The organism is Aliirhizobium wenxiniae (assembly GCF_019511445.1).
GTDB classification, from domain to species: Bacteria; Pseudomonadota; Alphaproteobacteria; order Rhizobiales; family Rhizobiaceae; genus Neorhizobium; species Neorhizobium wenxiniae_A.
Genome location: NZ_JAEUAN010000018.1, coordinates 37,778 through 63,404, shown reverse-complemented (window position 1 = coordinate 63,404; position 25,627 = coordinate 37,778). Strand labels below are relative to the sequence as shown.

Below are 25,627 nucleotides of genomic sequence, written 5' to 3'. Positions count from 1 at the left end.
TATCGAACATGCGGGAAGCTTGCTTCCAAGCTTCCCGCATAGAGTTATTTCACCAACGCAACCGGCTCGATCTGCGAGGCCTCGACCACGGCCAGAGCCGCCATGTTGACGACACCGCGGGATGTGACGGTCTGTGACAGGATATGAGCCGGCTTGGCTGTCCCGAGCAGGATCGGGCCGACATGCAGGCCGTCCATCATCGTGCGCACGAGACCGAGCGAAATGCTTGCTGCATCGAGGTTCGGGAAGACCAGGAGATTGGCTTCGCCGCTCAGTGTGCTGTTCGGCATGGCGCGCTTGCGCAGTGCCTCGTCGAGCGCCGAACCACCCTGCATTTCGCCATCGACTTCGAGTTCCGGCGCTTGCCTGCGGATGATCTCCAGCGCCGCGCGCATCTTGCGGGCGCTTTCCGAATCGCGGGAGCCGAAATTCGAATGGCAGATCAGCGCGGCCTTCGGCACGATGCCGAAACGGCGAACTTCCTGAGCCGCGAGAATGGCGATTTCCGCAATCTCCTCGGCGGTCGGATTGTAGTTCACGAACGTGTCGGTGAAGAACATCGCGCCGCGCTGCGAGATCAACAGGCTGAGGCCGGCATTGGTGCAGGCGCCGGGACGCTTGCCGATGATCTGGTTGACGTCGCGCAGGTGGCGATCGTAACGGCCTTCAACGCCGCAGATCAGCGCATCGGCTTCGCCACGCTTGACCGACAGCGCGCCGATGACCGTGTTGTTGGTACGCACGATCGTGCGGGCGGCTTCCGGATTGATGCCGCTGCGGCCGACAAGCGCGAAATAGTCCTCGACATATTCGCGGTAACGCGGGTCGTCTTCCGGATTGACCACGCCGAAATCGACATTCGGGCGGATGCGGATGCCGAAACGCTGCAGGCGTGCCTCGATAACGGAAGGACGGCCGATCAGGATGGGGCGGGCAATCTCTTCTTCCAGCAGAACCTGGGCTGCGCGCAGCACGCGCTCGTCTTCGCCTTCGGCAAAAATCACGCGCTTCTTTTCGGATGCCTTGGCTGTCGCGAAGATCGGCTTCATGACGAAGCCGGAGCGCCAGACGAAGCGGTTCAACTGGTCGAGATAGGCTTCGAAATCCTGGATCGGACGGGCAGCTACACCGCTCTCGGCAGCAGCACGGGCGACAGCCGGAGCGATGCGCAGGATGAGGCGCGGATCGAACGGCGAGGGGATCAGGTAGGTCGGGCCGAAGATCGGCGTTTCGCCGGAATAGGCCTTTGCCGCGACATCAGACACTTCTTCACGCGCAAGTGCCGCGATGGCCTTGACCGCGGCCATCTTCATTTCCTCGTTGATCGTGCTCGCGCCGCAATCAAGCGCGCCGCGGAAGATATACGGGAAACAGAGAACGTTGTTCACCTGGTTCGGGAAATCGGATCGGCCGGTGCAGATCATCGCGTCAGGACGTGCCTGGCGGGCAAGTTCCGGCATGATTTCCGGCGTCGGATTGGCAAGCGCCATGATCAGCGGCTTTTCCGCCATGCGCGCGAGAAGTTCCGGCTTCAGCACGCCCGGGGCAGACAGGCCGAGGAATACGTCGGCGCCGTCGATGCTGTCGGCCAGAACCCGATTGTCGCTCTTCTGCACATAGACGGATTTCCATTCGTCCATCAGCTCGGTGCGACCTTCGTAGACGAGACCTTCGATATCGTGAACCCAGATATTCTCCTTCTTCGCGCCGAGAGAGACGAGGAGATTGAGGCAGGCGAGTGCTGCTGCACCTGCGCCCGACGTGACGATCTTGACGTTGGTGATCGACTTGCCGGCCAGTTCCAGGCCGTTCAGGATCGCGGCCGCAACGATGATCGCGGTGCCGTGCTGGTCGTCGTGGAAGACCGGGATGTTCATCTTCTCGCGCAGCCGGCGCTCGACTTCGAAACATTCCGGCGCCTTGATGTCTTCAAGGTTGATGCCGCCGAAAGTCGGCTCCAGCGCCGAGACGGTCGAGACCATCTCGTCGATGCCGGCGGCGTCGATCTCGATATCGAAGACGTCGATACCGGCGAATTTCTTGAACAGGACGGCCTTGCCTTCCATCACCGGCTTCGAGGCGAGCGGGCCGATGTTGCCGAGCCCGAGAACCGCCGTACCGTTGGAGATGACCGCGACGAGATTGGCGCGCGCCGTGTAATCGGCAGCGGCTTCCGGATTGTCCCGGATCGCAAGGCAGGGGGCCGCAACGCCCGGAGAATAGGCGAGCGCCAGATCGCGCTGGTTGCCGAGCGGCTTGGTCGCCTGAATTTCCAGTTTGCCCGGACGGGGATACTGGTGGAAGAACAGCGCCTGTTCGTCAAGATCCGCACTGCTCGGCGGGGCCGACTTCGATTTATCCTGCGCGTCCATGCTCACTCCTGCTTTTTAGTCTGTCTTCCCGGTCCTTCTGGGGAGAATGCGGCATCTCATTACATCAAACAGGGACGTGTAACAGCAGCTATTTTTGATCGATGTAAGGAAATCCGAAGGAGATCTGCCCATGGGTGAAAAGCCTCCTGTCATCATCCTGAAACAAGACTCTGGTTTTCAGACGACGGGGCGGGCTATGAAAGGACGACTTCCGTGACAGCGACAGGTGAGACCAGGAATTTCAGGACCTTGTTCATCTCCGACGTGCATCTCGGCTCGAAGGCGGCGCGGACGGAACTCCTGCTGGATTTCCTCAAATACCATGAAGCAGAGACTGTGTTCCTCGTTGGTGACATCGTCGATGGATGGCGCCTGAAGCGCAGCTGGTTCTGGCCGCAGGGTTGCAACGACGTGGTGCAGAAGCTGTTGCGCAAGGCGCGCAAGGGCACCCGCATCGTCTACATTCCCGGCAATCACGACGAATTCTTGAGGGATTTCCCCGGCACCCATTTCGGCGGCATCGAGGTTGCCGACCGCGCGATCCACGAAATGGCCGACGGCAAGAAATATCTGGTTCTTCACGGCGACGAATTCGATGTTGTCGTCCGCAATGCCCGTCTTCTCGCCTATCTCGGCGACTGGGCCTATGACGCGGCGATCGCCATCAATGTCGTGCTGGCGGCGGTTCGTCGCCGTCTCGGCATGCCTTACTGGTCTTTCTCCGCCTGGGCCAAGCTGCAGGTCAAGCACGCGGTCAATTTCATCGGCGAGTTCCAGAAGGTGGTGGCCGACGAGGCGCGTCGCAACAAGGTGGATGGCGTCATCTGCGGGCACATTCATCATGCGGTGATGACCGATATCGACGGCATCCACTACGTCAATACCGGTGATTGGGTTGAAAGCTGCACGGCGATTGCCGAACATCACGACGGAACGCTGGAACTGATCACCTGGCGTGACATCAAGGTGACCGCGGAACTGCATGCCCTGCCGGCACCGGCAAAGACGAAGAACATGCAGGCTGCCTGAACAACACGAAATCTTCACCAGCGACACACTTTGTTTTCGCACATAGCGTGTGGACCGGTTTCCATTGCAAATGGTGGTGATAGTCTCGAGCGACTTTCACCACCATTTGTGATTCCGTGAATATTGCCGCAAAACCGTCTGCCGCCCCGCCGCAGTTCCAGCTTCGTTGTTCGTTAGCCTATGCCGCACCGATGTCGCTCAACGGCATTCTGGTGCCTTATCTGCCCGTATGGCTGCATGGTCTGAACTTCAGCGCGATGCAGATCGGTGTGATCCTTGCGGCTCAGGTGGTGTTTCGTGTCTTCGTCGCCATGGGAACGGGTTCTCTTGTGGGGCGCGCTCGCGATCCGCGCCATATTCTCGCCTGGTCCGCGGCAACGTCGATAGTCTCCATTCTCGGCCTGCTCGTCAGCGGCGATTTCTGGGTCGTTCTTGCGGCCGTGGCCATACAGGCGGCCTTGTTTGCGCCCTACACGCCGATCGTCGAATCGATCTCGATCTCTGGCGTCAAACGATGGGGCTTTCACTACGGAAAAATGCGGGTTTGGGGATCGGTCGGTTTTGTCGTGACGACGCTTATCGCAGGTAGCCTCTCGACCGCTATCGGCAATATCGCCATCCCGCTCCTGCTGGTGGCGGTCCTTTTGACCTCGTTTGCCGTTGCCTTCATCGCGCCTCGACTGGACCAGGAATCGGGCAGGCGAACGGTTGCGGCATCTCCGATGACCTCCCGCCGTCCACTCGGCAGATCTGTCCATCTGCTCCTGATCGGGGTCTCGCTCATCCAGTCGAGCCACGGGATGTTTTACGGTTTCAGCACGATCCAGTGGCAGGGCATGGGCTTTTCGAATGCCGTGATCTCCGCCCTCTGGTGCATCGGCGTGATTGCCGAAATCGGCATCTTTTTCATCTCCGGCGGCCTTGCAAGACGCCTCACGCCTTTGGGGCTGTTGCGTTTCGGCTGCCTGATGGCGATCCTGCGCTGGGTGTTTTTTCCGTTCGGCTCGGATGTCTGGTATTACGGGATATTGCAGATTTTCCACGCCTTCAGCTTCGCCTGCGTTCATCTCGGGCTGCAGTACCGCCTGTCGGAAATGGTCGCAGAAGATCAGCAGGCATCGGCGCAGGGCGTCTATGTCGCTTATAATGGTGCATTCCTGGCGATTTCGACACTGCTTGCCGGCGTCATCTACCGGCAGCTGGAAATCTATGGTTACTTCGCCATGGCTTTTCTGGCCGTGATCGGTTTTGTCGTGCTGGCGCTCGCGACCCGTTCTCAGCCCCAGAGTTCGGGCAGCGGCGGATAGACGAGCGAACCTTCATAACGAAGCCCGCCCGGACGGTCCCGGGCAAGAAGCAGCGGCCCGTCGAGATCGGCGTAATCTGTATCCTGCGCCAAAAGCACCGCAGGCGCCATGGCAAGCGATGTTCCGACCATGCAGCCGACCATGATCTGAAATCCCAGCCGTTGCGCTTGCGCCTTCATCACCAGTGCTTCCGTCAGCCCGCCAGTCTTGTCGAGCTTGATGTTCACCGCATCGTAACGGTCGCGAAGCGACGAGAGATCGGCTGTGGAGTGAACGCTTTCGTCGGCGCAGACCGGAACCAGCCGCTTGATCTGCGAAAGGATCGCGTCCTTGCCGGCAGGAAGAGGCTGCTCGATCAGCGATATCTTCAATTCGGCGGCGATTGCCAGATGCCGTTCGATATTCTCCTCGGTCCAGCCTTCGTTGGCGTCGACGATGATCCGCGCATCCGGGGCCGAATCACGAACGGCGCGAAGCCGCGATTCGTCGTCTTCCGTACCGAGCTTGATCTTCAGAAGCGGCCGCCCGCTGTTCTTTTTCGCATCCTCTCCCATCGCGGCTGCATCCGATAGCGATAATGTGAAGGCCGTCACGATCGGTTCCCGACGCGTGGCGCCGATAACAGTGGCCACGTTGTTGCCGGATCGCTTGGCCTCAAGGTCCCATAATGCGCAATCGACCGCATTGCGGGCAGCACCGGGTTTCATCGCGGATTGCAGTCCGTTCCGCGTCAAGCCCGTCTCGATTGCCTTGGAAACCGCCACTATCTCTGCCATCACGCCGTCCATCGTCTCGCCGTAACGTCGATAGGGAACGCACTCGCCCCGGCCGGAAACTCCGTCTTCCGAGATGGTGCAGACGATGACATCCGCCTCGGTTTTCGATCCACGCGAAATGGTGAATGTTCCGGCAATCGGGAAAGCCTCGATTGTTGCTTCAAGGTGACGGGGCATCGTTTTAAACGTCCTGTTGTGGCAAATCCGTCCGATGCGGCTATATTGCGTTTTCCCGAAGCGCAATCAATGCATTGCGGCAGAGACCATTTGAAGCGAGCACCCGCACCCCGTGAGTTCCAATCTGGCGAAAATCAATACTGAAGACTTGCCGGATGGCGCGGAACGTTATGTTCTGACGGGCGATTGGCGCAATCATTCTATTGCCGCTGTTCTCAAGGATCTGGGCCAAATCGAGAAATCCGGCGGCAAGGGCAAGGTCGAAATCGACCTGTCCGGCATCTCCGGAATAGACACTGCCGGCGCCTGGCTGATTCGCCGTCTGATGACGGCCAGGAGCGGCGAGGGGCAGGAAGCGACACTTTCGGGCGGCAATGGCACGATCGAAGAGTTGATCGGCGCTTTGCCCGAGACGACGCCGGCACCGCCGGCGCCCGGTCCCGACAAGCGCAGCATATTCGAGCGCGTTTTCACCCCGCCCGGAAAGCTGGTCGTAGAAGTCGGGCGCGACTTCTACGCGGCGATGAACATCCTCGGCTCCGCGGTTCGCGGCGCGCAGCTGAAATTCGGTCGTGGGGCTGGCGTGTCTCCGGCGTCGGTCGTCACCCATATCGACCGCATGGGCGTGCGCGCGGTGCCGATCATCGTGCTGATGTCGTTTCTGATCGGCGCGATCATTGCCCAGCAGGGCGCTTTCCAGCTGAGATATTTCGGCGCCGAAATTTTTGTCGTCGATCTCGTCGGCATCCTGCAGCTTCGCGAGATCGGCGTGCTTTTGACCGCCATCATGATCGCCGGTCGTTCGGGCAGCGCCATCACGGCCGAGATCGGCTCGATGAAGATGCGCGAAGAGATCGACGCGCTGACGGTGATCGGCCTCAATCCGATCGGCGTGCTGATTTTTCCAAGGCTTGTGGCGCTGACGATTGCATTGCCGCTTCTGACCATTATCGCAAACTTCGCAGCACTTTACGGTGCAGCGATCGTGGCTCTGCTTTACTCCGGCATCACCTTCGATACCTATCTGTCACGCCTGCACGAAGCGATCGACCATACATCGATTGCCTCCGGCATGATCAAGGCGCCCTTCATGGCGCTCGCGATCGGCATTGTTGCAGCCGTCGAAGGCATGAAGGTCGGCGGCAGTGCTGAATCGCTCGGCCAGCATGTGACGGCATCGGTGGTCAAGGCCATCTTCGCTGTCATCCTCATCGATGCGCTTTTCGCCATCTTCTACTCCGCGATCGATTTCTAGGAGGCATGGATTTGGCAGACGAGCAGCAGACCATGGAAAGAAAACCGAAGGACGACCGTCAGGTTGTTCTCTCCGTGCGCGATCTCACGGTCGGTTTCGGCGAGAAAATCGTCCTCGACAATCTCAATCTGGATATCTACCGCGGCGAAATCCTCGGCTTTGTTGGTGCTTCCGGAACCGGCAAGTCGGTGCTGATGCGCACTGTATTGCGGCTGTTGCCGCATCGTTCCGGCAAGATCGAAATTCTCGGCTCGAACTATGAGGAAGCCTCGGATGAAGAGCGCATCGCGCTCGATACCCGGCTCGGCGTGCTCTTCCAGCACGGAGCGCTGTTTTCCGCCCTGACGGTGAAGGAAAACATCCAGCTGCCGATGCGCGAATATCTCGATCTTCCCCAATCGCTGATGGATGAACTGGCTTACGTGAAGCTCGAAATGGTCGGCCTTCCGCCGGATGCTGCAGACAAGTACCCGTCGGAACTTTCGGGCGGCATGATCAAGCGCGCAGCACTTGCCCGTGCCTTGGCGCTCGACCCGGATCTCGTCTTCCTCGACGAGCCGACCTCTGGTCTCGACCCGATCGGGGCTGCCGATTTCGACGCGCTGATCGCCAAGCTGCGCGATACGCTGGGCCTCACCGTCTATATGGTGACCCACGACCTCGACAGCCTGTTTTCGGTCTGTGACCGTATTGCCGTGCTCGGCCAGAAACGGGTATTGGTGGAAGGTACGCTGCAGGATATGTTCGAGTTTGATGATCCGTGGGTTCAGTCCTATTTCCGCGGCAAGCGAGCGCGCACCGTCGTGACCAATGAAAACCAGAAGCCGACAGGGTCGGCAGATGCAGGCCCGACAGAGCTAGGCCCGATAGAGCTAGGGAAGTGATCTAACCCATGGAAACCAAAGCAAATTACGCCCTGGTGGGTTTCTTCACGCTCCTCGTGATCGCGGCCGCCTTCGGCTTTGTCTACTGGATGGCGCAATCCGGTCGCGGCGGCCCTATGGCCGAGCTTGCGATTCGCATTCCCGGCTCCGCGAACGGTCTTTCCGTCGGCTCCCCGGTTCGTTTCAACGGTATTGCGGTCGGTTCCGTGCGCGGCCTGACCATCGATCCGGATGATCCGCGCTATTCGATCGCCTTTACTGAAGTGCGCGCCGACGCGCCCGTCTACCAGTCGACCAAGGCCGTGCTGGAAGTACAGGGGCTGACGGGGGCTGCCTATATCGAGCTTTCCGGCGGCGCCAAGGGCGAGGAAAATATTCTCCAGAAATCCATGGAGGCAGGTCGCCCGGCAGTGCTGATTGCCGACCAGTCGAGCGTGACAAACCTTCTGGCGACAGCCGACAAGATCCTTGAACGGGCCGATCAGGCGATCGGTGACATCCAGGGCTTTGTCGGCGACGCGCGTGGGCCGCTGACCCAGACGATCCGCAACGTCGAAACGTTTACCGCCGCACTCAGCAACAATTCGGGCAATATCGACGAGTTCCTGCACAGCCTTTCCACTCTGTCGGCGACCGTCGACAGGGTTTCCGGCACGCTCAACTCGACGCTTGAGGCCGCTGATCAGCTGGTTCGTGCCATCGACGCTGAGCGCATCAACCAGATCGTCGGCAATGCCGAGCGTGTGACGCGCAACGTTGCCAATGCATCGGAAAACTTCGGTCCGTTGGTCGCGACTGTCCAGACGACTGCGACGAATTTTGCCCAGGTCGGGGCGGACGCTCAGAAGGTGCTTAACCGCGCGGATAGCCTGCTCGCCGCTGTCGATCCGAGCCAAGTCGGCACGGCAATCCAGAATATTTCGGCCGCGTCGGAAGATGCGCGTCAGACGTTGGCTTCGGCCCGCAGCGTGGTTGACGATGTTTCGCATCGCTCCGAGGATATCAACAAGGCGATCACCGATTTCACCGAACTGGCGACCAAGCTCAACAATGCATCGAGCCGCGTCGATGGCATCCTCGCAAAGGTCGATGGCCTCGTATCGAGCGATGACTCGCAAGGCCTGTTTGCCGAAGCGCGCAAGACGCTCGAATCTTTCCGCACCGTGGCTGACAATATCAACGCGCGCGTCGGGCCGATTGCCGACAACCTGCAGCGTTTCTCGTCCAGCGGCCTTGGTGACGTGAAGGCACTCGTGGACGACACGCGCCGCACGGTGAATTCGCTCAATCAGACCATCACCAATTTCGACCAGAATCCGCAGCGTTTGATCTTCGGCGGCGAGACCGTCAAGGAATATGACGGCAGGACGAGACGTTAAGGCTTTAAGGCAGGGGTAGGACGTTTATGAGTGTATCCAGGTTTCCGCAGCCGCCGGCCGGTCGCCGTTCCATGGCTCTGGCCTTGCCCCTGCTTGCGGCGCTGCTCAGCAGTTGCGGCACCAAGGCAAACAACGACACGTTCGATCTGTCGCTGACACCTGCAACCTCCGGCCCTTCGGTGAAGAACCGCCAGATCCTCGTGCCGGAACCGACAGCGGTAAAGATGCTCGACAGCGAACAGGTCGTCGTCCGCGTTTCTCCGTCGGAAGTGCAGTATCTCGCCAATTCCCGCTGGGGTGATCGTCTGCCGCGTCTGGTTCAGTCGAAACTCGTCGAAGCCTTCGAGAATTCCGGCCGCGTCGGCGGTGTCGGCAAGCCGGGGCAGGGACTTGCAATCGACTATCAGGTGGTCACCGATATCCGTGCCTTCGAGGTCACCACCGGCGGCAGCCGTGTTGCCAATGTCGAAATTTCGGCAAAGATCCTCAATGATCGAAATGGCAGTGTCCGCGCCCAATCCGTCTTCAAGGGAAGTTCTGCGGTTCGCGGAACCGAGAACAGCGATTTTGTCGAAGCGCTTGACCGCGCCTACGCCAAGGTCGGCGGCGAGATTGTTGACTGGGCATTGAAATCGATGTGATTTCCAGGCGGGCACGCTAAATCACGGCGCGATTTTTCAGATTCGCTTGCTGTGATTTAGCTCATTGTTTTTGCGCAAGTCTTCGTCCCGAAACCGGTGACCACTTTCGGGAGACATGCTGTAAGCTTCCCTGGTCCGAATCGATTGAGATCGTTCAGGGAAGGTGCCGATGCTGATCATTCTTGCCGGCTTGCCGGGGAGCGGAAAGACGACACTCGCAAAAGCACTGGCGCGCCGGCTGGGCGCTGTTCATGTCCGCGTCGATACGATCGAACAGAATATCCGCAACACGGGCGCCGAAGTCGGCCCGCTTGGCTATATGGTCGCCTATGGGGTGGCCGAGGACAATCTTGCGCTCGGGCATATCGTTGTCGCGGATTCGGTCAACAGCCTGACGATCACCCGCAGGGCATGGCGCGCCGCAGCCGAACGGCAAGGCGTGCCCTCAGCCGATATCTGGGTCAGGTGTTCGGACAGAAACGAGCATCGCCGCCGTGTCGAGACGCGTGTGACCGATGTTGCGGGACTGATAAAGCCCGATTGGGCCGCGACTGAGGCGCGTATTTTCGAGAACTGGGAGACAGAGCCGCTGATCGTCGAAACGGCCGGCCGCTCACCCGAAGAGATCGCTGTCGATCTGATCTCCAGATTGCAGATGGAAGAAGGCCTTGTCGCAACGTCGGACGAATGATGATGCGTTCTCGTCTCTTTCCAAAGAGGCAGGTTTCGGTAGAGGCGAGAATGTTTCGTAAGCGGATGCAATCCGGTTTTGGCCGGAAGCGGAAATTGGACCTTGAGATTAAGGTCGTGCCTTCATCAGCTTCCAAACTACCCATGCGAGGGTTTGTCCAAACAGCCCACCGATTGTAAATGGTATGGCAAACACAAGCCCTATCTTGACGAAGAGTGCGGCAGTTAGGAGCCATCCTTCGTAAACATTCGAGCCTTCCCACCGCTGGAGGACATCTATCAAAGCCCAAACGGCAACAAATGCCGCCAAGACTTTGAGGGGACGCAATACCCGATCTACGCTGAATTTGCCGCGCCGTAGTTGGTAAAGAGCGAAGGGGAAATTCAGTAACGCGATTGCGAGCACAGAAAGTCCGACATTGAGGCTAATCCAATCCACTTCTCAATCGCCCACTCGTTTCACCATTGCAGAAATTACAAGACAAGATGATACAATGTTTCCTGTTGACGCTTCTACGTCATAACACTTAACGGCCCATCGCAGAGCAAACGACCCGATCGCAAGCTCATCACAGTCTCTCGGAAATGAGGCGCAGGCCGAAGGCGGCAAGCAGGGTGCCGATGCCGCGCTCGATCCAGCGTCCGAAACGCTCGTAAGCCTGGCGCGCCGTTCGACCGGACAACAGCACCGTCACCAGACCGTACCAGAGGATTTCGAGCGCAAACCCGCCAGAAAGGATCGTCAGCTTGACCCACATGGCCGTCTCCGCCGGGACGGCAACGGCGTATAGGCCGATGAAGAAGGCAATCCCCTTGGGATTGGAGAGGTTCACCAATATGCCCATCCTCAGGCCACGCGACAGGCTTCCGGAAACGCCGCCTTCCCGGGAGACAGTTGCTTGCGACCCACCCGACAGCCAGGCCATCAGGCCCAGATAGACAAGATAACAGCCACCGGCGATCTGGATCAGACCGGCAAGCCAGCTGACGCGGGTGAGAACCAGCGCCAGTCCCGTCATAGACAGGACGGCGTAGAATGTTGCTGCGATGGCAAGGCCGAAGGTTGCACCGACAGCCGAAGACCGCGCGCCTGACACTGCCAGCCTGCTGATGAGCGCGAAATTCGGTCCGGGACTGATCACTACGGCCGCATAGAGGCCCAATGTCGTGAGAATGATTGTCAGTTCAGTGCTCATCTCAGTCTTCTCTCCGCAGGTGAAACGCAATGTCATCACGTTTCATATGGCGCAGATGAGCCCGCGTTTGAAAGCTGAGTCAATAGCAGCAAATATCGCTTCCGCCTCATGATGGACTTCGGCGCAAAGCTATCATTGCCCTTGGACTGCGGAGAACTGATTTGCCTTGATGATTGAGGAGTGACATGCCCCTTCAAATGAAAAGGCCGCCCCGAAAGGCGGCCTTTTCTTGTTTGTAAGCTGTCTCGTCCCGTCTCAGCCGAAACGGCCGGCTGCGTGGGCAAGCATGGTGTAGACCTTGCCGGTATCAGAGGTGAGATAGCTCTGGGTCACGGTGCGGTCGCGGTCGGTGCGGGCAACGTCGGCGAGCAGCTTTTCGAAGTCCGAGATATAGCGGTCGACGGCGGTGCGGAATTCCGGCTCGCGATCATACTTGCGCTTGATGTCGTCGAATGTCTGCTGGCCCTTCAGCGTGTAGAGCCTGCGGGTGAAGACATCGCGCTCGCCGCGCTGGTAACGACGCCACAGATCGACAGAGGCGTCATGATCGATGGCGCGGGCGATATCGACCGAAAGCGAATTCAGCGATTCCACCATGTGGCGCGGGTTGCGGTTGTCGCCATTGGCGGTCCGCGGTGCCTGGGCCGGTTCTGCCGGGCGGGCAGCCGGTGCACGGGCAGGAGCCTGACCTGCGGTCTCGTCACGCGATGCGCCGCGCAGGAGATCGCTGATCCAGCCGCCCTGGCCGGCCGGAGCCGCTGTCTCGGCAGGACGTGCCGTCGGGGCAGTAGCCTGAGCTGCAGGCTTGCCTGCGGGCAGGGTGCCGCGCAGCATGCCGGCGGTATAGGCATCGTTGCGGGGCTGTGCCTGAGCCGGAGCCTGGGCCGGCTGCTGGGCGATCTGCTGCTGCGGACGGACCGGCGCAGCCGGGGCGCTCGCTGCGAGCGGCGCCTTGGCCGGGCTCGCTTCAGCGACTTCGAGCTGCTGCGAAGAGCGGCCGACGAGCTGCGAGATTTCCTGCAGGGCCTTGATCTGCTCGGAAACGGCGCGACGCATGGCGGCAGCGCTTTCCTTGGCTTCTTCCGGCAGGTCGAATGCACCGCGCTTCAGTTCCGAGCGGGTGGCATCGAGCTCCTGGCGGATATCCTGCGCCGAGCGGCGGATCTCGTCTGTCGCGCCGGAGAAGCGGCCGACCGCTTCTTCAACAGACTGACGCAGGCTCTCGCGAAGATGTTTCGCAGCCGCGTCCGAACGCTGCGAGGCCTCGCCCATCAGACGTTCGACGTCGCCAAGCGAACCGGAAATGTTGCCGCGCATCTGCTCGGCGATTTCGCGGGCACGCTTTTCCGCATCCGAAAGGGTCGTCTCGATCGTGCGGTTGGCTTCTTCACCGGCGTCGAGCAGGGCGGCGCGCATGACCTGTGCGGTATTTTCGGCGCGCTGCTGGGTTTCGCCGAGACGGCGGCCGATATCGACGAAGGACGCATGCAGGCCTTCACGCAGCTTGTCGCCGACATTGGCCGTGCGTTCTTCTGCACGCTCGAAGGCGCCATCCACCAGCGCGGTGAGGTTGCGCAAGGTTGCCTCGATCTCGTCGGAGCGCTTGACCAGGCCGACAGACAGGCTGCGCAACGCATCCTGACGTTCGTCCAGCGTGCTGACGAGGTTCGACTGGGCGGCACCGAGAAGCTCGGACGCCTGGGCGAGAACCTTCGAATGGTCCTCGAACCGGCCGACGATACCGCCGACCTGGCTGAGCGTCTGGCCGGAAATATTGACCAGCCGATCGATGTTGTTTTCGAGGAGACGCGTGGAACCGGCAACCAGATCTGCGGCGGACCCTGCCGAATGCGCGAAGCGCGATGCGGTCTGATCGAGCTTCTGGTCGGTCGCGGCAAGCTGTTCGGCCGCGTTCTCGACGAGAGAGGCGATGTGAACATTGCTGCTCGAAAGCCGCTCGATAATGCCGTCGACATTGGCAAGCAGGCTCTGCTCGGCACCGCGAACCATGTGGGCTGCGGCTTCCGTGCGCTGGTTGAGCGCTGCAAGCGTCTCGTTGGTGCGGGCCGCAATGGCATCGACCAGGGCAGCGTTCTCTTCACGGATGCGGGCGCTGGTTTCCTTCGCGGCCGATGCGAGACGCTCGGCACTCTGCTGCGACGAGGAGGTCAGCCATTCGGCAGTCTGCTGCGTCGCGGCCGTCATGCGCTCTGCACTTTGCTGCGAGGCGGATGTCAGGCGTTCGGCACCCTGCTGGGCTGCTGCTTCCATACGCTCGGCGGCGGTCCGGCCGGTTTCGGCATAGGCCTCGACCATCGGCTTGGCCTTCTCGTCGAGCAGGCGGGACAGTTCTTCCGAACGGCTTGCAAGCATCGAGTTGAGATCGCGCGAACGGGTGTCCAGCGCGGTGCGGATCGCATCGCCACGGGCAGCCAGCGCGCGATCGACGGCATCGAGCGCAACATCGAGTTCGCCTGCAGCATCCGAAAGGGTCGAGCGGATCGACTGGCCGCGATTGTCGAGAGCCTGTTCGGCATTGCCGAGCGCGGTGGAGATCGCATCGACCTGCTGCTTCACCAGCTTGTCGGCTTCAGCCACCTTGCTGACGATCGCACTGCCGGCTTCGGAGAAGGCCTGAGCCACGGTTGCGGCCTGGCCGGCGAGGCGGCTCTGGGTTTCGGAGATGCGTCCGACGATTTCGTTGGAGCGGTCTTCGATCGAACGGGTGAATTCCTCGTTGCGGCTGGTAAGTTCCTGGGTGAACTCGGATCCGGCACGCGACAGCGTTTCGGCCGAGCGGCTTGCTTCGCTGTTCATGCCCTGACCAGCTTCGGCGACAGCATCGCGAAGCGAAGAAGCAAAACCCACAGCCTTGCCTTCGATCGTCTTGGCAACGCTTTCGAGGCCGAGGGAAAGAGCCCGGTCCATCGTGCCGAAACGTTCTTCGATATGGGCCGTACGGCCGTCGAGCGTTTCAGCGATACGGGCAGCGGCGTCCGTGCTCGTCTGTTCGAGTGCGCTCGTCCGTTCGTCGATCGCGCGGGCGATCCGTTCTGCAGCTTCGCCGGTTGCACGTTCGATTTCGATGCCACGGCTGTTGACGGTCTCGGAGACCCGGTCTGCTGCAGCGTTGGAAATGCGCTCTAGTTCGGCCGTGCGGGCAGCAAGTGCATCCGCAAGGCTGCTTCCGGCGCCGTCGACGATGGCGCTGACGCTGAGAACCTCGTTGTGGATACGATCCTCAAGTCCGCCGAAGGTGACTTCGATACGGCTTCCGGCGCTGTCGAGTGCGGTGGATACGCCGCCAACGGTCTGTTCGACACGCGAGGTGAAGGCATCGGTCGACTGGCTGATCTCGCGTGCCGCATCGCTGATCTGGGTTGCGATAGAGCCGACATTGTCGCGCAGGCGCGTGTCGAGCATTTCGCTGGCGGTATCGATCGTGGCACGCAGGGCTTCCTGCTGGCTTTCGAGCGACATTTCCAGCATGCCGGCACTGGTTGCAATCGTGGTGCCGATCGAGGTCGCCTGATCCATCATCAGGGTATCGAGCTGTTCGCGGGCATCGGTCAGCGTGCCGGAGATCGTGGCTGCGCGCTCATCGAGCGTCGTGCGCAGACGGTCGTGGCCGGCATCGAGCGTTTCCGACATGTCGCGGCTTGCCTGGCCAAGCACATCCGCCATGCGCAGATGAGCCGAACCGACGGCATCGGTAAGCTGGTCGCCGCTGGTGGCGAGCGTATCGCCGATCTGGCGAGCGGCCGTGCCAAGCGTTCCGGAAATCCGTTCATGGCCTGCATCGAGCGACGAGGCGATCTGGTTGTGAGCGGAACCCAGAGACGCGGTCATCTGCTCATGGGCCGTGGCGAGGGACGCGGAAATCTGCTCGTGGGCTGTGCCGAACGATGCGGTCATCTGTTCATGCGTCGCGCTGAACTGTTCATTGGCCACGGCGAGCGACGTATCCATGCGCAGCAGACCATCGGTCATCGTCGCGTCGAAGCGTTCGGTGCCTTCGGACAATGCGGTCTCGATTCGGCCGGCAGCACCGCCAACCGTCTGTTCGAGGCGATCGCCGCCACTCTGGAGCAGGTTGGCGAGTTCCGACGTGCGGCTTTCGAGCGAGATGTCGAGATTGAGCTGGTTGTCGGCAAAGGCTTCGCGGATCGCTTCGGCGCGTTTCGCAAACGCTTCTTCAAGACGGGTATCCGCATCGGCAACGCTGTTGACGACATTTGTCGTGTGGTCGGTGAGTGCCGTCGTGAGGCGGTCTTCATGCAGCGACAGCGAGGTGGCGATTTCCATCGACTTGTCGTCGAGGATTTCCGACAGGCGATCGCGGTTGGAGGCAAGCGTGGTGTCGAGTGCCGAAGCGCGCTTGTCCATCTCGCCGGTCAGGCGAATTTCGCTTTCGGACAGCGCGCGCGTGATCTCTTCGCTCTTCTGGTCGAGGATGGAGGCAAGGCGATCCGGCGTTTCCGCCATCAGCGACTGCAGAGCGCCGGCCTTCTCGTCTACTGCGCCGGCAAAGCGCTCGTGGCTCTCCGTCACAGAGGTGATGATGGCCGAGGTGCGGCTGGAAATGCTGTCTTCGAAACGCTTCTGGCTGTCTGCAAGGCTGGCGGAAATTTCGCCGCCGCGCGCTGCCATGATCATGTCGATCTTGTTGTGTGCGTCGCCGAAGGCGCCGCTGATCTCGCTGCTGCGTGCGGCAAGCGCGTCGGAGAACTCCTTCGAACGGCTTTCCAGCATGGAATCGAGCACTTCCTGGCCGGTGCCAAGCGTCGTGGCGATTGCCAGCTGCTGGTCGGTCAGTGCATTGCCGATCCGCTCGATGCTCGACGAAAGAATGCCGTCGATCGCTTCGTGGCCACCGGCAACGGTCTCGTTGATGCGCGCAAGGCTGTCCATCAGCTTGCTGTCGAGGCTGCCGGCGCGCTGGTCGAAGGCCGTGGTGAACTGCGACAGGCCTTCGTCGAACGACGTGCTGAGATGGCCGATCGTCGTGTGCAGGCGCTCCTCGAAGAAGCCGGTGCGCAGGTCGAGATCCATGACCGCATCATCGGCTGCGGACTGCAGGCTCTGACGGAAGGAACTGCTCTTGTCGTCAAGCGAACGATTGAGAGCGGTCAGAACGCCATCGAGCGAGCCGGTGATCGACTTTTCGCTGTTCGACAGACCCTCGGTGATTTCGCGTGTGCGCGCAATCAGGGTCTCGTTCAGCTGGCGCGTACGGTCGGCAAGCGCCGCATTGAGCTTTTCTGTATTGGCGTCGAGGCTCGATGCACGCGTCTCGAAGGAGGAGAGGATCGCATCACCCCGTTCAGACAGGGTCGAGCTCAACATTTCCATGCGGATGTCGAATTCCGTCGACATCGCTATCCCGGAGGTCGTCAGCGTGTCGATCAGGTTTTCCGTCTTGGTGGCAAGCAGAGAAGCCAGTGCTTCGCCGGCCGCATCCGACTTTTCCATCAGGGCTGCGGCGCGGGTGTCGATCATCGAGGCAAAAGCCTCGCCGGATGTGGCAAGGCGGATCGAGATTTCTTCGGTTGCCAGCGCCAGCTCTTCCTTGAGCTGGTCATGCGCGCCGACCATGGACGAACGAATGCGCTCGGCGTGATTGACGATCGCCTCGCGTTCCGAGCCCAGTTCCTGAACGAGGCCGCGCACGCGCATTTCGTTGTCGCTATAGCTGCGCTCCAGCGCATTGACTTCGGAATGAACGAGAACTTCCAGTTCGGCAGCGCGTGCAATCGTACGCTCGATGCCTTCATTCATGGCCGAGACTTCGCGGCGCACGGCCTGGCCGACGCTCATGATCCGCTCGGAGGCGATGGTTTCCGGCTCGGAAAGACGCAGAGCGACTTCGGCCATGGAGCGGGCAGCGTTTCTCAAGTCCTGCGCACGGGCCATCATGATGGCGAAGGCGAAGAAGAGCAGGATCGGAACAAGAATACCCACAACAAGCGCAACGAGACCCGGAGCGGCGAGAACGCCGGCAACCGAGGTGATGTCCCAAAGTGCGCCACCATAGATCAGCTGGCCGAGGCCGACACCGGCGACAGCCCAAAGAAGAGAGATGATCGACGCATTGCGGATTGCGCCGCGCACCGAGCCGCCATCCAGCGCGCGCATGATCGAGGCCGTGTTGCGGCGGCCGGCATCATTGGCAGGCTCGAAGGCGGGCTGACGCGGCGCCGGGTCCGCTGAGGACTGGCGTGGCGCATCTGCGGCAGCTTCGCGGCGGGGGGCGGCTGCCTGTGACGGGGCAGGGCGGGATCGTGGCTTGTCAGACACTCTGGCCTCCGAGGCGGACGACGGGGACTTGTCGCGGGGCGGTTCATCGTTGAAATCGATCTTCAAGGCATCTTCCAGTGCCTGGAATGCCGTTTCGTCGATCGATTCATTCGTGGTGTTCTTCGCCATGCGGTTACGCCTCGTTACATACACGCCCGGCATTCCGCTCGACTTGCTGCCGCCTGCAGATCGATGAGCGGAATACTCATGCCGGAGATCGTCAGCCCTAGAGCTTCGGATGACCTATTACAATTTCATTCGACGGTCGTTCTTTCAAATGGATGATAATGAAAGCTTACCGACCGTCCCACATCGGTCACCGCAATGTTCCAGTGACCCACTCAACCGTATTGTAGTGGCACAATCGGGGTTTTCGCACAAACAAAACGCGTCATCGTGATACCGGTCGACAGATCTTGTTAACAGGATTTAAACCACGTCTCAGAGTGAAACCCCTGCAATACCGGCACTTTAACGCAAATTAACCATTTGCGAAGATTTGCGTCGCGTTTGTGCCGAAATTTAACGGGATAGCTAAGGCTCCGACGGACAATTCGGAGTTGAGATCATTATTAAGCAAGGAACCAGGCAAATGGCAACCGCGGCCCATATCGCTTTCGAAGCTCCTGACAATCACAAGGCGGCATGCCTGTCCAAGGAGCGTCCGATCGATCTCGTTCATCTGGCAAAACAGACGATGGGCGACAAGGCGTTGGAAGCCGAGATATTGCAGATGTTTGCCCGGCAGGCGCGTTGCCTGATACAGGAGATCGCTATCGCAGAAGCCGCGACGGTGACAACACTGTCCCATCGCCTCAAGGGATCGGCCAGTGCCGTCGGTGCCTTCAAGGTGTCTCACGCAGCGGCACGCCTGGAAGCCGATCCTGCCGATGCAGCTGCAATGGCGACACTTCATTCCGCAACCATCGAGGCCGAAAATTTCATCACCGGCCTTTGCCGCTGACGCGATCCTTTTGTCGTTCGGACGCCGGCAGCAAAGCCGGCGTCGTCGGCGCGATTGACTGACCCGGCAGTTTGGTGGCAGAGACGGGGTTTACCCAAGGCTTCCAAGGGGCCCGTGCCCCCAACCCGGATCTTCCCAATATGACGAAATTGACCATCGTAGCCTTCGACGGCACACGCTTCGAAATCGACGCGGACAACGGTTCGACGGTGATGGAGAATGCCGTACGCAATTCTGTCCCGGGCATCGATGCGGAATGCGGCGGCGCCTGTGCCTGTGCCACCTGTCATGTCTATGTCGATGACGAATGGACGGAAAGGGTCGGCCCTCCGGCACCGATGGAAGAAGACATGCTGGACTTCGCCTTCGATGTGCGCCCGACCTCGCGTCTTTCCTGTCAGATCAAGATGAAGGCCGACTTCGACGGCCTCGTCGTCAATATTCCCGAACGTCAGGCCTGATCTGAGATTTCGTGGCTCCAAAAAAATAGCCTCGCTCCTTGATGTGTGAGCGAGGCAAGGTGGGCGCACAGCCGGCAGGCGAGGGAGGTAACACCTGCGGCTAGGTTACGCGCCAGGGGAACGCAGCAAGTGAACGCGACAAACGGAAACGCCACCAAAGAGAATTCCGACCGGGACGGTCGATCCCAGCTTGAGCTGAGAGGATTCGAATGTTCAGTGTATGATGCCGACTGAAATCAATTCTGTATAGGTAATTTATATCTAATATATAGACGGTCGGCCCACATCAGGCCAGCGCGACAAATCATCCATTATTCACAGCTATCGCCGCAAGCCTGGGGCAAGCTTCAGGGATAAGAAGCGCCGCTTTCGCTTATTTCTGACGCTGGTCGATGCGATATTGCAAAAGCCGGGTCATGCGGGCGTCGAAGTTTTTCGCTTCCACGCGGTCGAAAAGGGCCTGTTGCTTGTCGTGCTCGGCGAGCACGCGCCGTGTCGTTTCGGTCACCATGGCTTCGACACCGTCGCATGTGTCGCGGGGCGGGAGGTCGAGCAACTCCCGTTCAAGCATACGGGCGTAATTGCGGGCAATCTCGGCGTGACGTTCCTCATGCCGCTTGATGTCGGATGACAGCGTGCCCCAGATGAAGCGCAGGTCTTTCTCGGCCTTGCCGCCATTGCTCCAGCGCGGCAGGATGATGTGGGTCCGTAGCGTCACCTTTGCGCCGCCGACCGAGCAGCGTTTGCCCCGCTCCACATAGGTTACCTCACCGCCGAACTTGATTTCGGTTGCGCCGGGATGCCGGTTGCCGCTGGTCCTGGTGACCGGGCCATGGCGTTCCAGTTCCTTGTCCAGTTCCTCTGCCGTGCGGCCGCCGATGCGGAAATAGGAATAGGACTTGGTGATGAGCGGTTCTGCCTGCGCCGGGACCGAGATCACGCAGAGTAGGAAGGCTGCACCGAAGGCTCGGTGGACTCTGCGCATCAAAAACATTCTCGAGCCTGGTACGTTGAAGTTGAAACGAGCTTGGGGCATAGCCTGCGCAAGTGCAACACGAAGGCATGAAAATTTGCGTTACTTTCAAAAAGATGGATCGCCTGTGGCAACATCGCACAACCGAGTCTGGCGTCTTGCTCATGGTCGCAGCCTGACGCTTGGCGACAGGGGATGCATCATGGCGATCGTCAACGTGACGCCCGACAGCTTCTCCGATGGAGGGCGCTACATCGATGTCGAAAGCGCCGTGAAGTATGGACTTTCCTGCGTCAAGGATGGAGCCTCCATCCTCGATATCGGCGGTGAGTCGACACGGCCCGGTGCAGCAGTGGTGACGGCCGCGCAGGAACAGGATCGCGTTCTCCCGGTTATCGAGAAATTGACGCGGGAAACCGACGCGCTGATTTCCGTTGATACTTATCGCGCCGAGACTGCGAAACTGGCCATCGCCGCCGGCGCGCATATCGTCAATGATGTTTATGGTCTGCGGCACGATCCGCAGATGGCGCATGTCGTTTCTGATGGCGGGGCGGGCCTCTGCATCATGTATACCGCCCGCGGTCGTGATGACCTTCGTGACGATATTATCGACGACGAGCTGATGTTTTTCGGCCAATCGCTGGATATGGCGAAGGCCGCCGGCATTGCAGATGATGCAATCGTGCTCGATCCCGGATTTGGCTTCGTCGAGAAACGGGAACAGGATAGTGAATTGATGGCGCGCTGCGGCGAGCTTCATTCGCTGGGCTTTCCGCTTCTCGTCGGCACATCGAGAAAACGCTTTGTCGGTGCAATCACTGAGCGCGACGCGGCAACGGAGCGGGATTTTGCAACGACCGCCACCACTGCGATGCTGCGGCTTTCCGGTGCGTCGATTTTCAGGGTTCACAATGTGGCCGGCAATCTGGATGCCTTGCGTATGGCCGACGCAGTGCTGGGGGCTGGCAGGGCGATCGAGCAGGCAGGAAAAAACGGATGACGACATTTCAGATCACTCTGAAAAACTGCGCTTTTTATGCGCATCACGGGGTCTTCGAGCAAGAAACGGCGCTCGGCCAGCGATTTTTCGTCGATGTCGTTATGGATGTCGAAGCTGGGGATGCGCTTGTCTCCGACGACGTTGAGCAGACGGTTCATTACGGATTGGCCTATGAACTGGTCGAAAAGATCATGACCGGCAGTCGCCGCAACCTGATCGAAACGCTCGCCAATGACGTGGCCCTGGGGCTCGCCGCATGGTCAGCGCGGATCCGAAGGGTCGAGGTGGCGATCAGAAAGCCAAGTGCCCCGATCCCCGGTATTCTCGATTACGTGGAGGTTCGCGTTGAGCATCGTGCCTGATCATCCTTTGGAAATCGCAGCACTCGGACTGGGTGGCAATATCGGCGATCCGGCCTTGGCCATGGCGCATGCGCTGCAGACGCTTGATGCGCGAAAGGACTGTCGGGTCATCGCCGTTTCGCGTCTCTATCTGACGCCCCCTTGGGGCAAGACCGATCAGGCCGACTTCTTCAACTGTTGCGCGCTGATCGAGACTGAGCTTGAGCCGGAAGAACTGCTTGAGCTTTGCCTCGCTTTAGAGTGCGAGATGAAGCGGGTTCGTGCGGAGCGCTGGGGGCCAAGAACGCTCGATATCGATCTCTTGACCTATGGCGACCGGGTTGAAAAATCCCCGGCGCTGGAACTGCCGCATCCGCGCATGACCGAGCGCGCTTTCGTCATGCTGCCGCTTGCTGATCTCGCGCCGCAGATGGTCGTCAACGGGCGTAAGGCCGAGAGCTGGGCAGGAGGCCTGAATTCGACCGGCATTCGGATCGCAAAGCCGGATGGTCTCTGGTGGCGGCAGATAGCTGTCGCCTGACAGAAAAATATCTGAAAACGGAAAGCCGTTTTCAGATAAGGTGATATCTCTGAGATTTAAGAATAAGGATTAGCTCAGGCGATTTGAACTTCGCCTGAGAACAATCTCACTCCTTGATCGATCCGACAGCAATCGAATCGATGTCACGGTCGAGAGACAGGCCGATGACAGGCACCATCTGGTCTTCGACCTTGACCGAAATGGTGATGTTCATCTTGTTGTCGCCGCGTAGGCTGGCGACCATCGCACCGTTGAGCTTGGCGCGGTTGATACCCATCACGACCTTGTCGCCATTGACCGAGCCGGAGACGATATCGAGACCCTTGCCTTCGGCGCCATCGAGGAACTTGCCGGTATAACCGCGTCCGTTCTGGGTGATGACGGCCGTCATCGGCTGCTGAAACACGCCGACGCGGCAGGTGCCGTCGAGCTTGATGCCCGTGTCTCCGTCAGGCGATGGCGAGCCGGTCAGGTTGCAGTTGAACTTGGTGCCCTTGTATTTGCCGGCAACGATCTCGCCCGGACCCTTCCATACGCCTGCAACAGACTGGAAGAACACCTGGTCGCGCGATGCAGCTTCCGCCTGCGGAGCAAATGCCGGAACTGCGGTGACAAAAGTCAAAGCGGCAAGCCCGCCGAAAAGCGAAAAGAAGCGCGAATACATGAGGCTTTCCCCTTGGGACGTTCCGCTGTCAGCGGCAATGTTTAGTGAGGCCGAAACTAAGCGAGAATGGTTAATGCTTCGTATCTTTCGGCGCCTGCAGGGTGTCCCGGAAAGGGTTAGTCCTTCTCGTCCGTGCGGCCGGCAGCCACGATATCGGACATGAAATCGCCGATCCCCGGTCGCGGCAGGGCGCGGAACGGCAGCGGTCGGCACAGGTCCATGGCCGCGATCCCGATCCGTGCCGTCAGAAGCCCGTTGATGACGCCTTCGCCCAACCGGCGCGACAGTCTCGACGCAAGTCCATGACCGAGAACCTGCTGCGCCAACCCGTCGCCGACAGCGATGGAGCCTGTAACAGCCAGATGCGCGATGACATCGCGGATCAACCGCAGAAGGCCGAGTTTTCCTGGTCTTGCGCCATAAAGCTCGGCCATGGCGCGCACGAGGCGCGTGACCTCGAACAGGACATAGGCGAGATCGACGATCGCCCGCGGACTGATGGCGGTGACGACCGCCACCCGCTTGGACGAATTGAGAATCAGGCCGCGCGCCTTGCGATCGAGCGGCGTCAGCAATTCGCGCTCGGCGAGATCAAGAAGATGCGGCCCGTCGATAATGTCGTCCTTGGTCCCATCGAGAACGCTTCGGCCCTTGGCCGTCTCCGCCCGGTGACTGAGGAGCGATATCAGGCGTTCGACCACCTTGCGCGCAGGCTGGGCCTGAACGGAAGCTGCGGCCTCTTCCGCCTCTGTTTTCAGGGTCTGCACTGCGGCAAGACGGGCGATCCCCATGATCTCGCGCCCGACAACGACCAGCAATCCGAAAAGCGCCAGCGAAAGCGCAGTGATCGCGGCATAACCGAGCCAGTCGGCCCGGGCGAAAAGATCGCGAACGACCTGATCCGCCCAAAGCCCGAAGGCAAGCGAGAGGAATGTGCCGAGCGCCGCCGTTGCAAGCGCGACGAATGAGAAACGCTTGCGCCGCCTCGGCTCAGCGATGGGAAGGCTTACTGTCTCGAGATCGGCACCGGAAAACGGATCGTCTTCGTCCGGTACGACCGTGACCGGCTGATCGAAGCTCTTGGGTTTGCGCGCTGGTGGAGCCGTCACGGTTTCCCTGTCTGCTTCGTCTTCCACCTGAAATGCAGCCGGACGGCGTCGGGACGGATCGGTGTTGAGCGGCGGTCTCATGCGAGGCGGTCTCCGAGCAGGAACTGCAGGGCGCGGTCGAGCCTGATATGCGGCACCGCGAGATTGAGCTTGCCCGAACACCCTTCGAGCGCCGGAGGCCGGAAGCGGACGAAATTGATGTCCGGCAGTTCGGGACTGTCACTATCCAGCGTGTTGAACATATGCGTCGGGTCGGCCGGCAGATCGCCGGGGAAGATGGCGGTTGTCTTGGTGCCGTCGAACCGCTCGCCATTGATCGTCTCACCCGCCATCGGCGTTCCGACGATCACCGGCAGCATGTGATTGCCTTCCTTGACGCTCGCCTCGCGCGTGGCGCGCACAGAAGCGATCGCCATCACCTCGAATCCTGCACCCGACAGGCCGATGCGCTGAATGGCGCGGTCGACGAGACGGCCGGTCAGCCGCTCGAGCCGGTCATGGCTTTCATGATGCAGGTGGTCAGCCTTGGTGGCCGCGATCAGCACCTTGTCGATCCGGCGTGTAACGAAGGACGAGAAGAAACTGTTATGTCCCGGCCGGAAACAGCCGAGCACGTCGCTCAGCGCCCGTTCGAGATCCTGCAGCGCCTCCGGCCCGCGATTGATTGCCTGCAGCGCATCGACGAGCACGATCTGCCGGTCGAGTCGCGCAAAATGATGCCGGAAGAACGGTTTTACCACCACGGTCTTGTAGGCCTCGAAGCGGCGCTCCATCATCGCCCGCAATGACCCCTTGATTGCCGGTGTCTCCGCAATGCCCGGCAGTGGTGCGAAAGTCAGAGCCGGCGAGCCTTCGAGGTCTCCGGGCATCAGAAAACGTCCCGGCGGAAGGGTCGACAGGGATCTCTCGTCGGATTTGCACGCCTTGAGATAGGCCGAAAACACCTCGAACAGGCGGCGAGCCGTCATTTCATCGGCCGGCGCATCCATGTCGATCGTCGTCGCAAGCTGCAGCCAGTCGCGCGCCAGTTCCTTGCGGATGCCTGTCTGCGCCAGTTCCGCCGTCCCATTGCTGAACTGGCGGTAGTCCTGAGTAAGAAGAGGCAGATCGAGCAGCCATTCTCCCGGATAGTCGACGATATCGAGAGAAAGCCTTCCCGGCGAAAAGAACCGGTTCCAGCCGCTGGCGCTCTGGTAATCGATGGTCAGTCGCAATTCGGAAATGGCGCGGGTCGAATCCGGCCATATGCGATCGCGAACGAGCGCCTGGATGTGGTCCTCGTATTGGAAGCGCGGTATCGCGTCATCCGGCTGTTCTTCCAGCCTTATGCTTGAGACCCTGCCTGATCGGCCTGCCTCGAAAAGGGGCAGGCGGCCGCCGTTGAGGAGGTTGTGCACGATCGATGAAATCAGCACTGTCTTGCCGGCGCGCGAAAGGCCGGTGACGCCAAGCCTTATCGTCGGGTTCACGAGCCCCGATGCGCGGTCGGCGATATTGTCGAGTGCAATGCGAGCGTCGTCGGTAAAACTGGTCAGCGAAGTCGCCAAGGCGGGATCCCGAAAAAGTGT

Annotated in this window: 20 protein-coding genes; 12 read left to right on the top strand and 8 right to left on the bottom strand. The window is 60.3% G+C overall.

What is annotated here, in order from left to right:
* Positions 1–44: 44 nt before the first annotated feature.
* Positions 45–2,372 (bottom strand): NADP-dependent malic enzyme, encoded by a 2,328-nt coding sequence (locus tag JNB91_RS20820; protein WP_220327393.1) that lies wholly within the window; start codon positions 2,370–2,372, stop codon positions 45–47.
* Between the two features lie 213 nt (positions 2,373–2,585).
* On the opposite strand from JNB91_RS20820, the gene JNB91_RS20815 reads away from it, so the two are divergent.
* Positions 2,586–3,401, top strand: a complete 816-nt coding sequence (locus tag JNB91_RS20815; RefSeq protein WP_220327392.1) for a UDP-2,3-diacylglucosamine diphosphatase — start codon at positions 2,586–2,588, stop codon at positions 3,399–3,401.
* 116 nt (positions 3,402–3,517) lie between these two features.
* Complete coding sequence (locus tag JNB91_RS20810) at positions 3,518–4,708, top strand: MFS transporter (protein ID WP_220327391.1); 1,191 nt, start codon at positions 3,518–3,520, stop codon at positions 4,706–4,708.
* On the opposite strand, the gene dgcA is transcribed toward JNB91_RS20810, so the two are convergent.
* Positions 4,678–5,661: an N-acetyl-D-Glu racemase DgcA gene (gene dgcA / locus JNB91_RS20805; RefSeq protein WP_220327390.1), complete on the bottom strand. Its 984-nt coding sequence runs from the start codon at positions 5,659–5,661 to the stop codon at positions 4,678–4,680. The two genes, JNB91_RS20810 and dgcA, sit on opposite strands and share 31 nt — an antisense overlap.
* A 112-nt stretch (positions 5,662–5,773) precedes the next feature.
* Between dgcA and JNB91_RS20800 the strand changes: the two genes are divergently transcribed.
* From JNB91_RS20800 to JNB91_RS20780, 5 genes are all read left to right on the top strand, one after another.
* Positions 5,774–6,916, top strand: coding sequence for an ABC transporter permease (locus tag JNB91_RS20800; RefSeq protein ID WP_220327389.1), 1,143 nt, complete (start codon positions 5,774–5,776; stop codon positions 6,914–6,916).
* A 5-nt stretch (positions 6,917–6,921) separates the two neighbouring features.
* On the top strand, positions 6,922–7,800 hold the full coding sequence (locus JNB91_RS20795) for an ABC transporter ATP-binding protein (protein WP_223218296.1): 879 nt from the start codon (positions 6,922–6,924) through the stop codon (positions 7,798–7,800).
* 8 nt (positions 7,801–7,808) lie between these two features.
* On the top strand, positions 7,809–9,179 hold the full coding sequence (locus tag JNB91_RS20790) for an MlaD family protein (RefSeq protein ID WP_220327388.1): 1,371 nt from the start codon (positions 7,809–7,811) through the stop codon (positions 9,177–9,179).
* Positions 9,180–9,205: 26 nt separating this feature from the next.
* Positions 9,206–9,820, top strand: coding sequence for an ABC-type transport auxiliary lipoprotein family protein (locus JNB91_RS20785; protein ID WP_220327387.1), 615 nt, complete (start codon positions 9,206–9,208; stop codon positions 9,818–9,820).
* Between the two features lie 169 nt (positions 9,821–9,989).
* On the top strand, positions 9,990–10,511 hold the full coding sequence (locus tag JNB91_RS20780) for a P-loop nucleotide/nucleoside kinase family protein (protein ID WP_220327386.1): 522 nt from the start codon (positions 9,990–9,992) through the stop codon (positions 10,509–10,511).
* Positions 10,512–11,079: 568 nt separating this feature from the next.
* Here the strand turns inward: JNB91_RS20780 and JNB91_RS20775 are convergent.
* Entirely contained in the window at positions 11,080–11,706 is a 627-nt protein-coding gene (locus JNB91_RS20775) for a LysE family translocator (protein WP_220327385.1), read from the bottom strand.
* Between the two features lie 255 nt (positions 11,707–11,961).
* Entirely contained in the window at positions 11,962–18,132 is a 6,171-nt protein-coding gene (locus JNB91_RS20770; protein ID WP_220327384.1) for an apolipoprotein A-IV repeat region-like domain-containing protein, read from the bottom strand.
* Positions 18,133–18,595: 463 nt separating this feature from the next.
* Here JNB91_RS20770 and JNB91_RS20765 point away from each other — a divergent pair, with 463 nt between their 5' ends.
* Both JNB91_RS20765 and JNB91_RS20760 read left to right on the top strand, forming a co-directional pair.
* On the top strand, positions 18,596–18,967 hold the full coding sequence (locus JNB91_RS20765; RefSeq protein ID WP_220327383.1) for an Hpt domain-containing protein: 372 nt from the start codon (positions 18,596–18,598) through the stop codon (positions 18,965–18,967).
* A gap of 140 nt (positions 18,968–19,107) precedes the next feature.
* Positions 19,108–19,428: a 2Fe-2S iron-sulfur cluster-binding protein gene (locus JNB91_RS20760; RefSeq protein WP_220327382.1), complete on the top strand. Its 321-nt coding sequence runs from the start codon at positions 19,108–19,110 to the stop codon at positions 19,426–19,428.
* Between the two features lie 373 nt (positions 19,429–19,801).
* Here the strand turns inward: JNB91_RS20760 and JNB91_RS20755 are convergent, their stop codons facing one another.
* Positions 19,802–20,413, bottom strand: a complete 612-nt coding sequence (locus tag JNB91_RS20755) for a DUF922 domain-containing Zn-dependent protease (protein ID WP_220327381.1) — start codon at positions 20,411–20,413, stop codon at positions 19,802–19,804.
* A 190-nt stretch (positions 20,414–20,603) separates the two neighbouring features.
* Between JNB91_RS20755 and folP the strand changes: the two genes are divergently transcribed.
* Genes folP through folK form a run of 3 tightly spaced genes read left to right on the top strand, consistent with a single transcriptional unit; the run spans position 20,604 to position 22,286 of the window.
* Positions 20,604–21,404, top strand: a complete 801-nt coding sequence (gene folP / locus JNB91_RS20750; protein ID WP_220327380.1) for a dihydropteroate synthase — start codon at positions 20,604–20,606, stop codon at positions 21,402–21,404.
* Positions 21,401–21,766, top strand: a complete 366-nt coding sequence (folB, locus tag JNB91_RS20745; RefSeq protein ID WP_220327379.1) for a dihydroneopterin aldolase — start codon at positions 21,401–21,403, stop codon at positions 21,764–21,766. The genes folP and folB overlap by 4 nt, the downstream gene beginning before the upstream one ends.
* Positions 21,759–22,286: a 2-amino-4-hydroxy-6-hydroxymethyldihydropteridine diphosphokinase gene (gene folK, locus JNB91_RS20740; protein WP_220327466.1), complete on the top strand. Its 528-nt coding sequence runs from the start codon at positions 21,759–21,761 to the stop codon at positions 22,284–22,286. The genes folB and folK overlap by 8 nt, the downstream gene beginning before the upstream one ends.
* Before the next feature lie 106 nt (positions 22,287–22,392).
* Here the strand turns inward: folK and JNB91_RS20735 are convergent, their stop codons facing one another.
* The 3 genes from JNB91_RS20735 to JNB91_RS20725 form a co-directional block, all read right to left on the bottom strand.
* The gene (locus JNB91_RS20735) at positions 22,393–22,950 is read right to left on the bottom strand and encodes a hypothetical protein (RefSeq protein ID WP_220327378.1); all 558 of its coding nucleotides are present in this window, start codon (positions 22,948–22,950) and stop codon (positions 22,393–22,395) included.
* Between the two features lie 116 nt (positions 22,951–23,066).
* Positions 23,067–24,140: a YcjF family protein gene (locus JNB91_RS20730; RefSeq protein WP_220327377.1), complete on the bottom strand. Its 1,074-nt coding sequence runs from the start codon at positions 24,138–24,140 to the stop codon at positions 23,067–23,069.
* The gene (locus JNB91_RS20725; protein ID WP_220327376.1) at positions 24,137–25,606 is read right to left on the bottom strand and encodes a YcjX family GTP-binding protein; all 1,470 of its coding nucleotides are present in this window, start codon (positions 25,604–25,606) and stop codon (positions 24,137–24,139) included. Before JNB91_RS20725 ends, JNB91_RS20730 begins: the two co-directional genes overlap by 4 nt.
* Between the last annotated feature and the right edge of the window lie 21 nt (positions 25,607–25,627).

Bases quoted from the DNA above. Each gene is read 5' to 3' on its own strand.
- JNB91_RS20820 (WP_220327393.1), bottom strand. From the start codon at position 2,372: ATGGACGCGCAGGATAAATCGAAGTCGGCCCCGCCGAGCAGTGCGGAT.
- dgcA (WP_220327390.1), bottom strand. From the start codon at position 5,661: ATGCCCCGTCACCTTGAAGCAACAATCGAGGCTTTCCCGATTGCCGGA.
- JNB91_RS20795 (WP_223218296.1), top strand. From the start codon at position 6,922: ATGGATTTGGCAGACGAGCAGCAGACCATGGAAAGAAAACCGAAGGAC.
- JNB91_RS20790 (WP_220327388.1), top strand. From the start codon at position 7,809: ATGGAAACCAAAGCAAATTACGCCCTGGTGGGTTTCTTCACGCTCCTC.
- JNB91_RS20785 (WP_220327387.1), top strand. From the start codon at position 9,206: ATGAGTGTATCCAGGTTTCCGCAGCCGCCGGCCGGTCGCCGTTCCATG.
- JNB91_RS20780 (WP_220327386.1), top strand. From the start codon at position 9,990: ATGCTGATCATTCTTGCCGGCTTGCCGGGGAGCGGAAAGACGACACTC.
- JNB91_RS20775 (WP_220327385.1), bottom strand. From the start codon at position 11,706: ATGAGCACTGAACTGACAATCATTCTCACGACATTGGGCCTCTATGCG.
- JNB91_RS20770 (WP_220327384.1), bottom strand. From the start codon at position 18,132: ATGGCGAAGAACACCACGAATGAATCGATCGACGAAACGGCATTCCAG.
- JNB91_RS20765 (WP_220327383.1), top strand. From the start codon at position 18,596: ATGGCAACCGCGGCCCATATCGCTTTCGAAGCTCCTGACAATCACAAG.
- JNB91_RS20760 (WP_220327382.1), top strand. From the start codon at position 19,108: ATGACGAAATTGACCATCGTAGCCTTCGACGGCACACGCTTCGAAATC.
- JNB91_RS20755 (WP_220327381.1), bottom strand. From the start codon at position 20,413: ATGCGCAGAGTCCACCGAGCCTTCGGTGCAGCCTTCCTACTCTGCGTG.
- folP (WP_220327380.1), top strand. From the start codon at position 20,604: ATGGCGATCGTCAACGTGACGCCCGACAGCTTCTCCGATGGAGGGCGC.
- folB (WP_220327379.1), top strand. From the start codon at position 21,401: ATGACGACATTTCAGATCACTCTGAAAAACTGCGCTTTTTATGCGCAT.
- JNB91_RS20735 (WP_220327378.1), bottom strand. From the start codon at position 22,950: ATGTATTCGCGCTTCTTTTCGCTTTTCGGCGGGCTTGCCGCTTTGACT.
- JNB91_RS20730 (WP_220327377.1), bottom strand. From the start codon at position 24,140: ATGAGACCGCCGCTCAACACCGATCCGTCCCGACGCCGTCCGGCTGCA.